The sequence below is a fragment of the Methyloceanibacter stevinii genome (assembly GCF_001723355.1).
In the GTDB taxonomy this organism is placed as follows: domain Bacteria; phylum Pseudomonadota; class Alphaproteobacteria; order Rhizobiales; family Methyloligellaceae; genus Methyloceanibacter; species Methyloceanibacter stevinii.
In genome coordinates this window covers 134919-150002 of sequence record NZ_LPWE01000014.1, presented here as the reverse complement: position 1 = coordinate 150002, position 15084 = coordinate 134919, and the positions used below count along the sequence as shown (strand labels likewise).

Here is a 15084-nt window from a genome sequence, read left to right as displayed (position 1 = left end):
ATCGACTGAACGGCCAGGACGCATGGCGCACAACGAGCGATCGACTTTCACCACTCGGAATATTCGCGCCGCCCTGCTTGTTGGGGCGCTGCTTATCGTGCCTGTGAGCGTCGTGCACGGCCAAGACGATCTCACGCGGGACGAAGCCAAGAAGCGTCTCGACGAGACCGAACAGGAGTTGGAATCCAGCCGGGTTAGGGCTGAGGGCCTGACGAAGGACCTCGCCGCTCTGGCCGAAGAAAGGGCACGGCTCAGGACCGAGCTGATCGAGGCCGGCAAACGCGTTCAGGAGAGCGAGGCGAAGCTCTCCGAAACTGAAAGCGAACTTGCGGAACTCACCGCACAGGTGAACGTGATGCAGACCTCGATCGATGAGCGAAAGGCCGCAATTGTCACCATGCTGAGCGCCATGCAGAGAATTGGACGGACGCCGCCCCCGGCGATCGTCACGAGACGCGACGATGCGCTGAAGGTCGTTCGCGGCGCGATGCTGCTGGCCGAGGTCTATCCCGAACTCAAGTACCAGGCCGACAGCCTGACCGACAGCCTGCAGGATCTGTCGGCCGTCGAGGAGCGCGTCCGCGCCGAGCGGGATACGCAGCGGCGAGAGGCCGATCAGCTTTCGGCCGAGCAGGCGCGTCTCGACGAACTCATTGCCACGAAGCAGTCCAGGGAAGCGCAGGACCAAGAGGAGCTCGCTTCGCTGACCGAGTCGGCGCAGACGCTGGCCTCGGAGGTCGAGACCTTGAACGACCTGGTGGAGAAACTCGACAAGAAGATCGCCAAGGCGGAAGTCGCGCAGTACGACGCCGAGGTCGAGGCCGAGAAGGCACTGCGGGAGCGCCTCAAGCAGGAGGTCATGGCCACGCCTGCCAACGAGCGGGTGGTCGAGCTCAAGCCGGATTCGAAAAAGGTCGCCTTCGCCAATCCGGCCCGGATGAAGCCGGTCACGCCGTTCGGCGACGCCAAGGGCAGTCTGCGGCTGCCGGCGCAAGGCGAGAGAACCTACCGTTTCGGCGACAAGGATTCTGCCGGTGCGGCGGTCCAGGGCCTGTCGATGCAGACCCGCGAGGAGGCCCGCGTCACGGCCCCGGCGGACGGCTGGGTGGTCTATTCGGGCCCGTTCCGGTCCTACGGCCAACTCTTGATCATCAATGCTGGGGGGGGCTATCATATTTTGCTCGCGGGGATGAGCCGTATTGACGTTAGCCTCGGCCAATTCGTTCTTGCCGGCGAGCCGATCGCCGTCATGGGCAAATCACCGGCTCCGGGTAGTCCCGGTGGCCAAAGTTCACGCCCCGTCCTCTATGTGGAATTCAGAAAGGACGGACGGCCAATAGACCCCGGCCCATGGTGGGCCGAGGCATCCGGGAAGGTGCAAGGATGATGCGGAAGTCCGAATACGCTTTGTGGGCGCTACTGGTGGTTGCGGTGATTGCCGCTGGCTCGACAATGGTGAGCTTGGCGCGAAGCCCTTCGGCCGAAGCCGCGAATTCGGAGATCTATAAGCAGCTCGACCTGTTTGGCGAGGTGTTGGAGCGCGTCCGCAAGGGCTATGTGGAAGAGCCCGAGAACGAGAAGCTCATCGAGTCGGCCATCAACGGCATGCTGACGGCGCTCGATCCGCACTCCGCGTATCTGAACCTGGATAACTACGAAGACATGCGGGTCCAGACCAAGGGCCGGTTCGGCGGTCTGGGCATCGAGGTCACGATGGAAGATGGCCTCGTGAAGGTCATCTCCCCGATTGCCGACACGCCCGCCGACAAGGCTGGAATCTTGAGCGGCGACCTGATCACCAAGATCGACGACGAGAACGTCCGTGGCATGAACCTGCAAGACGCCGTCGAGAAGATGCGCGGCGAGGTGGATACGCCGATCACCCTCATGGTCCTCCGCGAGGGGCAGGAGGACTTGATGAAGTTCAAGTTCAACCGCGGCATCATCGAGATCAATCCGGTGAAGTTCAGCGCCGAGGGCGGTGACGTCGGCTATATCCGAATTACCTCTTTCAACGAGCAGACGACCGAGAAGCTCGTCAAGGCGGTCAACGACCTCAAGAAGGAACTTGGCCCGGACCTCAAGGGCTACATCGTCGACCTTCGCAACAATCCGGGCGGCTTGCTCGATCAGGCGATCGCCGTCTCGGACGCGTTCCTCGACCAGGGGGCGATCGTGTCGACGCGCGGCCGCAACAACGAGGACGTTCAGAAGGAGTTCGCGCGGAAAGGGGACATCACCGACGGCAAGCAGATTGTCGTGCTGATCAACGGTGGCTCCGCGTCGGCATCCGAGATTGTCGCAGGTGCGCTCAAGGATCTGAAACGCGCGACCGTTGTCGGGACTCAGTCCTTCGGCAAGGGCTCGGTGCAGACGATTATCCCGCTGGGATCGGCGAATGGCGCTCTCCGGCTGACCACGGCGCGCTACTACACGCCGAAGAACGTTTCGATCCAGGCCAAGGGCATCACCCCCGACATCGTGGTCGAGGAGGAACTCCCGGAAGACATCAAGAAGCGGGAAGAGCTTATCGGCACACGCGGCGAAGCCAATCTGCGCGCCATCTCAAGAACGAGGGTTCCGGAGGAAGGCAAAGAAGAGAAATCCGGCAGTTCCTCGTATGTCCCCGAGGACAAGACGAAGGACACGCAACTCATCTACGGGCTCGAGCTTTTGCGCGGCACCAAGTCTGTCGATACGGAGCTGAAGCAGAAGGCCGAGGCTCCAAGCAAGTCAGAGACGGCGAACTAGACGGCCGGTCCGCAAGAGCGTAATTCGTGGGAAAGCGCTCAGCGGGCTTGGTCGGCTGCCATCTGATGTACTAGCCTTGTGTTGTACAAGCCTTGGTACAAAGGCAGTATCCAGGCGGTTCGGTCTGGAAGTGGGGAGAACGACAACATGAAGGCCACAGGATGAAGGCCCTAGCCGTCGCGTCGGGGATCATATTCTGGACCTTGGTGATTGGCGTCATTGCGCTGATCTTTCTATCAGGACCCGAGCCTGCGGAAGTCGTCCAGATCGAGTCCGCGCCGGCTGCCGCGCCAGCTGCAGCGGGCCCGGGCGGGATTATGCCGCCGCCGGGTTTTTCAGTGACAGCACCCCGTATGCCGACACCGCCGCCGGCCCGGGTCTCTCCCCCGGGAATGGCGCCGCCGCCTGGCCAGGGTCCCGCTACCGCGCCGGCCGCGCCTCAGATGCCCGCGGCACCCGCAGCGCCGGCTTTTCCCGGCCAGAGCGGCGCAATTGAAGACGAGACGGGAGCGTCGCACAGGCACCGGATCGCGGCAGCAATGTCGCCCTAGCGAGCCTTGTGCCGGGGATCGACCGGTCGACGGAAGAGCCGCTGCCCGAGGCCCCGCTGCCGGCCATCGTCGAAGATTCACCCTACGGTCCTTTGCCGAAGGTCGCCGCGGACGGAAGCCGTCCGGCGGATGTGTACGCGCGTCCGTCCGACTATGCCGACGTGCAGGGCGGGCCCCCACGGGTCGCCGTGCTCCTCAACGGCTTAGGCGTGCCGGGGGATCAAGACGGCGACATCATCAAGGGGCTGCCGCCGCCTGTTAGTCTCGCATACGGCGCCTACGGGCGCGGGCTCCAAGAGCGAGTGACAGAGGCTCGCACGGCCGGGCACGAGGTCTTCCTCGCAATTCCCCTGGAGCCCAACAACTACCCGACGAACGATCCCGGCCCCCACGCACTTCTCACCACACTCCCCCCAAAAGACAACATCAAGCGCTTGCAATGGGCGATGTCGCGTTACGCCGGCTATATCGGCGTGACGAACTACATGGGTGAGAAATTTCAATCCGACCTCGGCTCTGTCGCCCCCATCTTCGAGGAACTCAAACGTCGGGGGCTCGTTTACCTGTCTGACGGCTCAACGGACGCCGCCGTGACGAAAAGGGTCGCTTCCGCCCTCGAACTCGAATACGACGTCGCCGACGTCCAGCTCGATGCTGGGGGTATCGACAGCCAGCTAGCCAAACTTGAGGCGGCAGCCAAGGAAAACGGGGCCGCCATCGGTGTCGCCAAGGCGGCGCCCGGCACCGTCAAGCGGATCACCGATTGGGCCGGATCGCTGGAAAGCAAGGGGCTTGTCCTCGTGCCGGTGAGTGCCGCCGTCCAGGCGCGGCAGCAAAGCTGATCCCCTATCCTGAACCTTGACTCAGAGCTTCGGTGCATGGCTCATCGGGCTGTGTTCTACCTTTGGCATCTCAGCGCAACAAAGACGACGCCATGACCGATCCGACCAGTCTTCCCTACCGGCCGTGCGCGGGCGTGATGCTGTTGAACGCCGAGGGACACGTCTTCGTGGGCCGGCGCCCGGACCGTGGCAAGGCAGCGTCCGAGGGGCGCGGAAAATGGTGGCAGATGCCGCAAGGGGGCATCGACAAGGGCGAGGCGCCCGAGGAGGCCGCCCGGCGTGAGCTGTGGGAAGAGACCGGTGTCCGCAAAGCCGTGTTTCTGGCTCAAACCGAGGATTGGCTCGTCTACGATCTGCCGTCGGAGCTGGTGGGCGTCGCCTGGAAGGGCAAGTACCGCGGACAGAGGCAGATGTGGTTCGCGGCGCGCTTCGAGGGAACCGAGAGCGATATCGATTTGAAACCGCGGCCGGACCACAAGGCGGAGTTCGACGCGTGGCGCTGGGTGCCCATGGACGAATTGCCGTCATTGGTGGTGCCGTTCAAGCAGGACGTTTACGCCGCCGTCATCGACGCGTTTTCCCATCTCGTCATCAAATAGAGGCCAGCGCGGCCACACGCGCTTGCGGGCCGCCCAACAAAAAAGGGAGGCGTTGAGCCTCCCTCGACGTTCGCCCTATCGTGCGGTCTGTATGGTCTAAGCGCCCAAAGCCGACTGCACTTGCCGGAGATGCTCAAGCGTCATCTGAGCCTTGTCCTTGGCCTCGCCCGACAGGTCGGCGACGTCTTCCTCGGCATCCGCAATGTCCTGGGAGAGCTGCGCCGGATCGAGTTCGTCCAGGTCGATCGCACGTTCCGCCAAAACCGTGAGGCCCGCCGGGATCACTTCGGCGAAACCGCCACGGGCGAAGAAGCGCTGACGCTTGCCGTCCGGGAAGTCGATCTCGAGCAGCCCAGGGCGCAACGTGGTGATGAGCGGGGCGTGCTTGGCCAATATGGTCATGTCGCCCTCGGCGCCCGGAACGAGCACCTGCTCAACGTCGCCCGAGAACACCAGCTTCTCAGGCGATACCAGTTCGAACTTGAACGGATCGGGCATTAAGCGGCCTCGGCTGCAAGCTTCTCGGCCCTGGCGACGGCTTCCTCGATGGTGCCGACCATGTAGAACGCCGCTTCAGGCAGGTGATCGTAGTCGCCCTCGCACAGGCCCTTGAAGCCGGCGATGGTGTCCTTGAGGTCGACGAGGACGCCCGGCGAACCGGTGAAGACCTCGGCCACGTGGAAGGGCTGCGACAGGAAGCGCTCGATCTTACGGGCGCGGGCCACCGTGAGCTTGTCCTCTTCGGAAAGCTCGTCCATGCCGAGAATGGCGATGATGTCCTGGAGAGCCTTGTAGCGCTGCAGGATCTCCTGCACCCGGCGGGCCACCGCGTAGTGCTCCTCACCGAGGATACGCGGGTCGAGCATGCGCGAGGTGGAGTCGAGCGGGTCCACGGCCGGATAGATGCCCTTCTCGGCGATGGTGCGCGACAGCACGGTGGTGGCGTCCAGATGGGCGAACGAGGTCGCCGGCGCCGGGTCGGTCAAGTCGTCGGCCGGCACGTAAATGGCCTGCACCGAGGTGATCGAACCCTTCTGAGTGGTGGTGATGCGCTCCTGCAGGGCGCCCATGTCCGTGGCCAGCGTCGGCTGATAGCCCACGGCCGAGGGAATGCGGCCCAAGAGGGCGGACACTTCCGAACCCGCCTGCGTGAAGCGGAAGATGTTGTCCACGAAGAACAGCACGTCCTGGCCTTCGTCGCGGAACGACTCGGCGACCGTCAGGCCCGACAGGGCCACACGAGCACGGGCTCCCGGAGGCTCGTTCATCTGGCCGTACACGAGGGCGCATTTGGAACCCTCGATCGAGCCTTCCTTTTGGATCCTTGTCGCGGACTCGATCATCTCGTGATAGAGGTCGTTGCCCTCGCGCGTGCGCTCGCCGACGCCGGCGAACACGGAGTAGCCGCCGTGGGCCTTCGCGACGTTGTTGATCAGCTCCATGATGAGCACGGTCTTGCCCACGCCGGCGCCGCCGAACAGGCCGATCTTGCCACCCTTGGCGTACGGCGCGAGCAGGTCGACGACCTTGATGCCCGTGACGAGAATTTCCGATTCCGTCGCCTGGTCCACATAGGACGGCGCCTGCGCGTGGATCGGCCGGCTGTCAGAGGTCTCGATGGGCCCCAACTCGTCCACCGGCTCGCCGATGACGTTCATGATGCGGCCGAGCGTTTTCGCGCCCACCGGAACGGCGATCGGCTCGCCCGTGTCTACCACCTGCTGGCCGCGGACGAGACCTTCGGTCGCGTCCATGGCGATGGTGCGAACGGTGTTCTCGCCAAGATGCTGCGCCACTTCGAGAACGAGGCGGTTGCCCTGGTTCTCGGTCTCGAGCGCGTTCAGAATTTCGGGCAGGTGCTCGTCGAACTGCACGTCGACGACAGCGCCGGTCACCTGGCGGATATGACCCTTGGGCCCCTTGCCTTCGGCGATGCGCTTCTCTTGCTTCTTGGTCTCTGCCACCACGGGTTTGTTTGCCATCGTTCCGTTCCTTGACTGACTAGAGGGCCTCAGCACCGGAGATGATCTCAATCAGCTCCTTGGTGATCTGGGCCTGGCGGGTCCGGTTATAGTTCAGCGTCAGCTTGCCGATCATCTCGCCGGCATTGCGCGTCGCGCTATCCATGGCGCTCATGCGAGCACCTTGCTCCGACGCGGCGTTCTCAAGCAGCGCCTTGAAAATCTGGGTCGTGATGTTGAGCGGCAGGAGATCGGCGAGAATCTCCGATTCCTCCGGCTCGTACTCGTAGATCGCGCCGTCCAGATCGACGCCGCTCTCTTTTCCTTCGGGGATAGAGGCGGGAATGATCTGCTGGGCGATCGGGGTCTGGCTGATGACCGACTTGAACTCGGCGTAGAACAACGTCGCCACGTCGAACTCGCCGGCCTCGAACATGGCCCGGACCTTCTGTCCGACCTGATCGGCATGCTCGAAGGAGAGCTGCTTGATGCCGCGGAACTCGATGACGTCGATGATCTGCGCCTTGAACTGGCGGCGAAGCTGGTCGTAGCCCTTCTTGCCGACGCAGAGGATCTTGACCTCTTTGCCCTGGCCGGTCAGTTGCAGCACTTTCTCGCGCGCCTTGCGGACGATCGACGAGTTGAAGCCGCCGCAAAGGCCGCGCTCGGAGGAGCACACCACCAAGAGATGCACATCGTCCTTGCCGGTCCCGACCATCAGCGGTGAGCCGACGCCCTCGAGGCCTTTGAGAGCCTCTGCCAGGTTCGAAAGCACGGCCTCCATGCGCTCGGCATAGGGGCGCGCGGCTTCGGCTGCCATCTGCGCCCGGCGAAGCTTCGCCGCAGCCACCATCTGCATGGCCTTGGTGATCTTCTGGGTCGCCTTAACCGAGGCGATACGGTTCCGAAGCTCCTTTAGCGAGGCCATGAATCAACTCACGCGAAGGACTTGGCGAATTTGTCGGCCGCGGCCTTCAGCTTGTCGCCGGACTCGTCAGAGATCTTCTTCTCATCACGGATGGTGTCGAGAAGATCCTGATGCTCGGTGTGCATGTAGCGCAGCCATTCGTCCTCGAACCGGCCGATGTCGGACACCGACAAGGCGTCCAGATAGCCGTTCACACCCATGTAGATGGAGACGACCTGCTCCTCGACCGTGAGCGGGGAGAACTGCGGCTGCTTCAGCAGCTCGGTCAGGCGCGCGCCGCGGTTCAGCAGCTTCTGCGTCGTGGCGTCGAGGTCCGAGCCGAACTGGGCGAAGGCCGCCATCTCGCGATACTGGGCCAGCTCACCCTTAATCTTACCGGCGACCTGCTTCATGGCCTTGATCTGGGCCGAGGAGCCCACGCGGGACACGGACAGGCCCACGTTCACGGCAGGACGGATGCCTTGATAGAACAGGTCGGTTTCGAGGAAGATCTGGCCGTCCGTGATCGAGATCACGTTGGTCGGGATATAGGCCGACACGTCGTTGGCCTGCGTCTCGATGACGGGCAGAGCGGTCAGCGAGCCCGAACCGTTTTCGGCATTGAGCTTGGCCGCGCGCTCCAGCAGGCGCGAGTGAAGGTAGAACACGTCGCCCGGATAGGCTTCACGTCCCGGCGGGCGGCGAAGCAGCAGCGACATCTGGCGATAGGCAACGGCCTGCTTGGACAGATCGTCGTAGTTGACGAGGGCATGCATGCCGTTGTCGCGGAAATACTCGCCCATGGTGCAGCCGGTGAACGGCGCCAGGAACTGCATCGGGGCCGGATCGGACGCCGTGGCGGCGACAACGATGGAGTAGGGCAGCGCGCCGTTCTCCTCGAGCACCTTCACGAACTGCGCGACGGTCGAGCGCTTCTGGCCGATGGCCACGTAGATGCAATACAAGTGCTGGGATTCGTCGTCGCGATCGTTGACCGACTTCTGATTGAGGATCGTGTCGAGAATGATCGCGGTCTTACCGGTCTGACGGTCGCCGATGATCAGCTCGCGCTGGCCGCGGCCGACCGGGATCAGCGCATCAACGGCCTTGAGGCCGGTCTGCATGGGCTCGTGCACGGACTGGCGGGGGATGATGCCCGGCGCCTTCACGTCCACGCGGCGCATTTCGGTGGCATCGATGGGGCCCTTGCCGTCGATCGGGTTGCCGAGACCGTCGACAACGCGGCCGAGCAGGCCCTTGCCGACCGGGGCTTCCACGATGTTGCCTGTCCGCTTGCAGATGTCGCCTTCGCCGATGTTCCGGTCGTCGCCGAAAATCACGATACCGACATTGTCGATTTCCAGGTTCAGGGCCATGCCCTGGGTGCCGTCGGCAAATTCGACCATTTCACCGGCCTGAACATTGTCGAGGCCGTAGACGCGGGCGATGCCGTCACCGACGGAGAGCACCTGGCCGACCTCGGCCACTTCGGCTTCCTGCCCAAAATTCTTGATCTGGTCCTTGAGAATCGCGGAGATCTCGGCGGCTTTGATATCCATTAGCCAACCTCTTTCATGGCGTGCTTGAGACGAGTGAGTTTTGTTTGAAGCGAGGTGTCGATCATGCGGCTGCCGACCTTCACCATGAGACCGCCGAGCAGGCTCGGATCGACACGCTGCTCGAGCATGACGTCCTTGCCGAGGGCGGCCTTCAGGGCCTGCTTCAGGGCTGTAATCTGTGTGTCGTTGAGTGCTGCGGCGGAGGCCACCGTCGCGCTGATTTCGCCGCGATGGTCGGCGAGGAGCGCGCGGAAGGCGCCGATCATGCCCGGCACGGCAAAAAGCCGGCGGTTCTTGGAGACCAGCAGCAGAAAATTCTTGGTGAGGCCGTCGATTTCGACTTTCTCGAGGACGGCTTCGAGGGCCCGGCCTTGCTCCTCGGAGGAGAACATGGGGCTGTTGACGAGCCGGGCGAGGTCTTCGGAGGCATCGAGGGCTTCGCCGAAACGGTTGAGATCGCTCTCGATTTTCTCGAGAGCCTTCTCTTCGACCGCCAGCTCGAATAGCGCCGTGGCATAGCGGCCTGCAACGCCCGATACGGTATGATCCTCAGATGCCAAGTCCCTCGAGCCTCTCCCTTTGAGGCAGGCGCAGACAACTGCCGACCCACCCTTGATAGTCCGGTAAATGCTGGGATTAGAGCCCCCGCGTCAACGGAAATTTGCCCCGAAAAAGGCCCCGCTGAACCGCTCCTTGGATACCCCGCGGAGCCTGTAACATAGGGGTGACTGCGGTGCAATAAGGGCGCGCGATTCTAACGCCGCACGCGCGCGTTTCAGTCTGCGCTCAGAGGAAATTATAGGGGTCGATGTCGATGGAGAGGCGGATCGAGCCGCGGGCCTTGGGCGCGTCCGCCATCCAGAGGCGCAAGTAGGCCTGAATGTCCGCCTCGCGCGGAGCTTTCACCAAATACGGTAGCGGTAGCGCCCCCGGACTACCGAGAGTGGAGCTTCGGCGGGCCCCAGAACCTCGATGGTCTCGGCGGGCGGTGCGGCCCGGGCGAGGCTCCGGGCGTAACTTTCCGCAGCGGCCCGGTCTGTGCCGGATATAAGAAGAGAGGCGAGGCGGCCGAACGGCGGCATTCCCGCTTCGCGCCGCGCCTCGATCTCCTGGGCGTAGAAGGCATCGCGGTCGCCCGCGACCAGGGCCTGGAGGACAGGGTGCTCGGGCATGTAGGTCTGGAGCAGGCCGCGCCCGGCAATGGCCTCGCGTCCGGCCCGGCCGGTGACTTGGCTCAGAAGCTGGAAGGTGCGTTCGGCTGCGCGCGGGTCTCCTTGGGCGAGGCCGAGATCGGCATCCACCACACCCACGAGCGCCAGCCCCGGAAAGTGGTGGCCCTTGGCGACCAATTGCGTGCCGATGACGATGTCCACCTCGCGGTCTTCGATCTCGCGCAAGGTCTCGCGCAGATCCGCGATGCGCGGCGTGAGGTCTGAGGAGAGGATCGCGCGCCGCGCTTCCGGAAAGAGCGCCTCCACTTCTTCGGCGATGCGCTCGACGCCAGGCCCACAGGCGACGAGGGATTCCTCGGCGCCACAACTCGGGCATTCGTCTGGCAGGGGCGCGAACTTGCCGCAATGGTGACATTCGAGCCGATGGCGGAATCTATGCTCCACCATCCAGGCGGAGCAGTTGGGGCACTCGAACCGATAGCCGCATTTGCGGCACAGCGTGAGCGGCGCGTAGCCGCGCCGGTTGAGAAACAGCAGCGCCTGCTCCCCGCGCCCCAGCGTTTGCGCCATGGCTTCCGTGAGCACCGGCGAGAGCCAGGACCCGCGCTGAGGCGGGGATTTGCGCATGTCGATGGCTTCGAGGTCGGGCAGACCCGCCGATTGATAGCGGGCGTGCAAGGGGATGTGCCGGTAGCGGCCTTGGTCCGCGTTGACCAGGCTCTCGATCGAGGGCGTCGCCGAACTCAAGATGACGGGACATTTGCCCAGATGCCCCCGCACCACGGCCATGTCGCGGGCCTGATAGGAGACGCGGTCTTCCTGCTTGTAGGCTTGGTCGTGTTCTTCATCGACCACGATGAGCCCGAGACTGGGGAAGGGCAGGAACAGCGCCGAGCGAGCGCCCACAACAAGCTGCGCCTTCCTTCGGCCACCGCGCGCCAGGTGCGGCCCCGCGCGGACTGGGTGAGACCCGAATGCCATTCGGCGGGACGCGCGCCGAAACGCTCCTCGCAGCGGGTGAGGAAGGCGGCGGTCAGTGCGATCTCCGGGATCATGACGAGCGCCTGCTTGCCGTCTGAGAGCGCCTGGGCGATGGCCTCGAAATAGACCTCCGTCTTGCCCGATCCCGTGACGCCGTCGAGCAGCGAGACCGCGAAGCCGTTCTTTGTGTTCTCGAGGAGTTGCACCGCCGCTTTGTTCTGCTCGTCGGAGAGTTCGGCGCGCAGCAGAGACGGGTCGAGTTCGCGCGCGAGGGTGTCGGGTAGGGGTTCGGCCACGAGCGTGCCCGCGTCGACCAGGCCGTCGATCACGCCCGGGCTGACCCCGGCTGCTTCCGCCAGCAGAGACTTCACCCAGATCAGTCCGTTGCCCGCCACGTCCAGCACGCGGGTCCGGGCCGGCGTCATGCGCTCGGGCGGCGGTCCGGCAAGGCGCACCCCATAGCGCGGCGCGGGCGGCTGAAACGCGGAACTCGCGCTCATCATCATGCGCAGGACCATGCCGGGTGGCGTCAGCGTGTAGTCGGCGACCCACTCGGCGAAGTCCATGGAGATCTCAGGCAGAGGCGGCACATCCTCCAGCACGTCGATCAGCGCGCGCAGTTTGGATCGGGGAACCTTCGGCGCGGGTGCGCCGTCCGGGCGGCGCCAGACCGCGGCCACGTATTTGACCGGCCCGAGCGGGGCGACCACGAAAGACCCCGGACGCACATTTACGCCCTCCGGCACGAGATAATCGTACGGGGCGGGCAGCGCGAGCGGAACCAGCACCGGCACCGTGTCGGGCGGCTCCTCGGGGATCAGCAGTTTCTGGTCTGGTTCGGACTTGGCCAAGATCGGGCGTTCGTGTTGGGCTCGCCGGGTGGGGTTAGCGGGGGTTAACGGACTCACCCCGCCCATAGTAGCGCCTGTGCTATTTTGGGGGAGCGTGATGGCTTCGAAACCGCAAGAGGGGGTCTATCAGGGCCTCGCGGCGATCGGAACGGCGCCGGATGTGGCCGCCGCCGTCGAGGCTTGGCTTGCCTATCTCACTACCGAGCGCGATCTCGCCGCCCATACGGTCGAGGCCTATACGCGTGACCTCGGACAATTTCTGTTCTTTCTCGGCCAGCATTTCGGCGGGGCGCCGGACATGGCGGCGCTGCTGGCGGTGTCGGCCCGCGACGCGCGCTCCTTCCTTGCCTACCGGCGCAGCCAGGATGTGGGGAGCCGCAGCCTGTCCCGGTCGTTGAGTGCGCTGCGCATGTTCTTCCAGTTCCTGGAGCGGCGCGGCTACGGCAAGAACGATGCGGTCCGCGCCGTGTCCATGCCGAAGCTGCCCCATGCGGTGCCGAAACTCTGCCCGAGGAGAAGGGCGACCGCGCTGATGGAGGGGGCCGACATCGCCGCGCCCGACGCGCCGGAATGGACTCTCGCCCGCGATACCGCAGTTCTGACGCTGCTGTACGGGTCGGGCCTTCGCATTTCCGAGGCGCTGTCGCTGCAAGTCTCAGGCGCACCCATCAAAGGCCGCGATACGCTTCGCGTGCTTGGCAAGGGCAACAAGACCCGTGTCGTGCCGGTGCTGCCGGTCGCGCGCGCGGCGGTCGAGCGCTATCTCGATCTGTGTCCGAAGAAGCTGGGCCCCGACGATCCGCTCTTCATCGGCGTTCGCGGAAAAAGGCTCAGCCCACGAATCATCCAGCTTCGCGTGGAGAAAGCCCGGGCAGCACTGGGCCTGCCGGCGACGGCGACACCCCATGCGCTGCGCCATTCCTTCGCCACGCATCTGCTGGGCGCGGGCGCGTTGCGTGCGATCCAGGAGTTGCTCGGCCACGCCAGCCTGTCGACCACCCAGGGCTACACGGAGGTCGACCGCGCGCATCTCTTGAAGGCCTACGAGAGCGCTCACCCCCGGGCCTGAGTTCGCCCGTCTCCGGAAAACCGTGCTCGTGACGCCCCCCCCCACGGCGGTCGAGGGCAGTTCACCAAAGCTGCAAAAAACCGCGGATTCTCTATTTCCGCCATTGCGGTACTGACCAGTCAGTCATATTTGTAGAGGCGTGCCCTACGTCATACGGTCGCTGGGACTGATGGGCCGGAAGCTTCCCGGAAAGGCAGCGTGGCATGGCCAAAAGCAGCTCGACGAAGTCTAGAGAAGAGAACGGCGCCCCGCGCGGGCGCAAAGGCGACCGCGCGGACGAGATCGTGACGGCGGCTTTCGAGGAATTCACCGTCAAGGGCTACGCGGGCACGCGCCTGGAAGACGTGGCGTCCCGCGCCAAGGTATCGAAGGGCCTGCCCTATCTCTATTTCAAGACCAAGGAAGAGCTGTTCAAGGCCGTCGTCCGCAGCGTGCTGACTCCGGCGTTCGACGAGATGCGCGAATTGATGCTCGCCTCGGATTTGCCGAGCGAGGATTTTCTCAAGGGACCGTTTCTGGCATTCCTGCAGGACCTGGTGAAGTCGCGCCGCATGCTGATCGCGCGGTTGCTGATCAGCGAAGGGCACAAGCATCCGGAGCTCACCCGCTTCTATTACGACCACGTGGTCTCCAAGGGCATTGCCGCGCTGCGCGCCTTCATCGACCGGGGCGTTGAGCGCGGCGAGCTCAAGCCGACCGGCTTGCACGACTTTCCGCAATTGCTGGTGGCGCCGGCGCTGATGGCGGTGACCTGGCGCAGCTGTTCGAGGCCCATGCCCATCTCGACACCGATGAGCTTCTAAAGACGCATATCAATCTGGTGGCCGACGCAATCACGACCGGGGATCGGGGGCGTGAGACGCAATGAGACGCACAGCCCTCATCATCCTTGCCGTCGTGGCGGTCGCCATCGGCGGGCTCTTTTTGCTGACGCGCTCCGGCGGCGATCAGGGTCTCGTGCCGGGCTATTTGGAGGCGGACCTGGTTCTGGTCGGTTCGGAAAAGAGCGGGCGCATCGAATCGCTCGAAGTCAAGGAAGGCGACACCGTCGCCAAGGGCGACCTGGTGTTCACCCTCGAAAGCTCGGAGCAGAAGGCCGAACTCGCAACCCGCAAGGCACGACTGGCCGAAGCCGAAGCGCGGCTTGGCGATGCAAAGGCCGAGCTGCAGCGTCCGCGCGAGATCGAGGTGCTGGAGTCGGCACTGGTGCGAGCCAAGGCCATGCAGACGAAGTCGCAGCTCAATCTCGATCGTATCCAGCAGCTCTATGAAAAGGGTTGGGTCTCCAAGGCGCAGCTTGATGACGCCGTGGCGCAGCACGACAGCAATCATGCGGCCGTAGAGGAAGCGGAACGGCGCATCGAAGCCGCCCATCTACCGGGCCGCTCCGGCGTGATCGAGGCGGCCAACGCAGCAGTCGCCGAGGCGCGATCCGCCTTGGACGAAACGGAAAAGAGTATCGCCAAGCGGAAGGTGTTCGCGCCGGCGGCTGGGTCTATCGAGGAAGTCTATTTCCGTCCGGGCGAAGTGGTGAATGCGGGCCAGGCCGTCGTGTCGCTGCTGCCGCCGGGGAATCTGAAGGTCCGTTTCTTCGTCTCCGAGGCGGACCGTGCGGGACTCCGCATTGGAGAGACTGTCGGCGTGTCCTGCGACGGCTGTCCGTCAGGGCTGACAGCGACCATCCGGTTCATTTCGCGCGATGCGGAATTCACGCCGCCGGTGATCTTTTCACGCGAGCAGCGCAAGAAGCTCGTGTTTCTCGTCGAGGCGTGGCCCGACGAGAAGACGGCGGAACTCACGGCCGGGCAGCCCGTCTCCGTCACGCTGCCGCAGAGCTAGTA

At 64.3% G+C, this 15084-nt stretch carries 12 protein-coding genes and 1 pseudogene; 7 read left to right on the top strand and 6 right to left on the bottom strand.

What is annotated here, in order from left to right; translation table 11 throughout:
* The first annotated feature begins 22 nt into the window (after positions 1-22).
* The 4 genes from AUC70_RS15480 to AUC70_RS15465 all read left to right on the top strand — a co-directional run bounded on the left by AUC70_RS15480 (position 23) and on the right by AUC70_RS15465 (position 4743).
* Positions 23-1387 (top strand): murein hydrolase activator EnvC family protein, encoded by a 1365-nt coding sequence (locus AUC70_RS15480; RefSeq protein ID WP_069445678.1) that lies wholly within the window; start codon positions 23-25, stop codon positions 1385-1387.
* Positions 1384-2751 carry a S41 family peptidase gene (locus AUC70_RS15475; protein WP_083241669.1) on the top strand — a complete coding sequence of 456 codons (1368 nt, stop codon included), beginning with the start codon at positions 1384-1386 and terminating at the stop codon, positions 2749-2751. Before AUC70_RS15480 ends, AUC70_RS15475 begins: the two co-directional genes overlap by 4 nt.
* Positions 2752-3310: 559 nt before the next feature.
* Positions 3311-4144: a divergent polysaccharide deacetylase family protein gene (locus AUC70_RS15470; protein ID WP_069445677.1), complete on the top strand. Its 834-nt coding sequence runs from the start codon at positions 3311-3313 to the stop codon at positions 4142-4144.
* 92 nt (positions 4145-4236) lie between these two features.
* Positions 4237-4743 carry an RNA pyrophosphohydrolase gene (locus tag AUC70_RS15465; RefSeq protein WP_069445757.1) on the top strand — a complete coding sequence of 169 codons (507 nt, stop codon included), beginning with the start codon at positions 4237-4239 and terminating at the stop codon, positions 4741-4743.
* 96 nt (positions 4744-4839) lie between these two features.
* Here the strand turns inward: AUC70_RS15465 and AUC70_RS15460 are convergent, their stop codons facing one another.
* The 6 genes and pseudogenes from AUC70_RS15460 to AUC70_RS15435 all read right to left on the bottom strand — a co-directional run bounded on the left by AUC70_RS15460 (position 4840) and on the right by AUC70_RS15435 (position 12240).
* Positions 4840-5241: a F0F1 ATP synthase subunit epsilon gene (locus tag AUC70_RS15460; RefSeq protein WP_069445676.1), complete on the bottom strand. Its 402-nt coding sequence runs from the start codon at positions 5239-5241 to the stop codon at positions 4840-4842.
* Positions 5241-6725 (bottom strand): F0F1 ATP synthase subunit beta, encoded by a 1485-nt coding sequence (gene atpD, locus AUC70_RS15455; RefSeq protein WP_083241648.1) that lies wholly within the window; start codon positions 6723-6725, stop codon positions 5241-5243. Before atpD ends, AUC70_RS15460 begins: the two co-directional genes overlap by 1 nt.
* A 19-nt stretch (positions 6726-6744) precedes the next feature.
* Positions 6745-7632, bottom strand: a complete 888-nt coding sequence (locus tag AUC70_RS15450; protein ID WP_069445675.1) for a F0F1 ATP synthase subunit gamma — start codon at positions 7630-7632, stop codon at positions 6745-6747.
* An 8-nt stretch (positions 7633-7640) separates the two neighbouring features.
* Complete coding sequence (atpA, locus tag AUC70_RS15445) at positions 7641-9170, bottom strand: F0F1 ATP synthase subunit alpha (protein ID WP_069445674.1); 1530 nt, start codon at positions 9168-9170, stop codon at positions 7641-7643.
* Positions 9170-9730, bottom strand: coding sequence for a F0F1 ATP synthase subunit delta (locus AUC70_RS15440; RefSeq protein ID WP_069445673.1), 561 nt, complete (start codon positions 9728-9730; stop codon positions 9170-9172). The genes atpA and AUC70_RS15440 overlap by 1 nt, the downstream gene beginning before the upstream one ends.
* Positions 9731-9956: 226 nt before the next feature.
* Positions 9957-12240: pseudogene (locus AUC70_RS15435) on the bottom strand (primosomal protein N').
* 31 nt (positions 12241-12271) lie between these two features.
* Between AUC70_RS15435 and AUC70_RS15430 the strand changes: the two are divergent.
* The 3 genes from AUC70_RS15430 to AUC70_RS15420 all read left to right on the top strand — a co-directional run bounded on the left by AUC70_RS15430 (position 12272) and on the right by AUC70_RS15420 (position 15082).
* Positions 12272-13243, top strand: a complete 972-nt coding sequence (locus AUC70_RS15430) for a tyrosine recombinase XerC (RefSeq protein ID WP_069445672.1) — start codon at positions 12272-12274, stop codon at positions 13241-13243.
* Positions 13244-13446: 203 nt separating this feature from the next.
* Positions 13447-14046, top strand: coding sequence for a TetR/AcrR family transcriptional regulator (locus AUC70_RS15425; RefSeq protein ID WP_083241647.1), 600 nt, complete (start codon positions 13447-13449; stop codon positions 14044-14046).
* 61 nt (positions 14047-14107) lie between these two features.
* On the top strand, positions 14108-15082 hold the full coding sequence (locus tag AUC70_RS15420) for an HlyD family secretion protein (RefSeq protein WP_069445671.1): 975 nt from the start codon (positions 14108-14110) through the stop codon (positions 15080-15082).
* Positions 15083-15084: the final 2 nt, after the last annotated feature.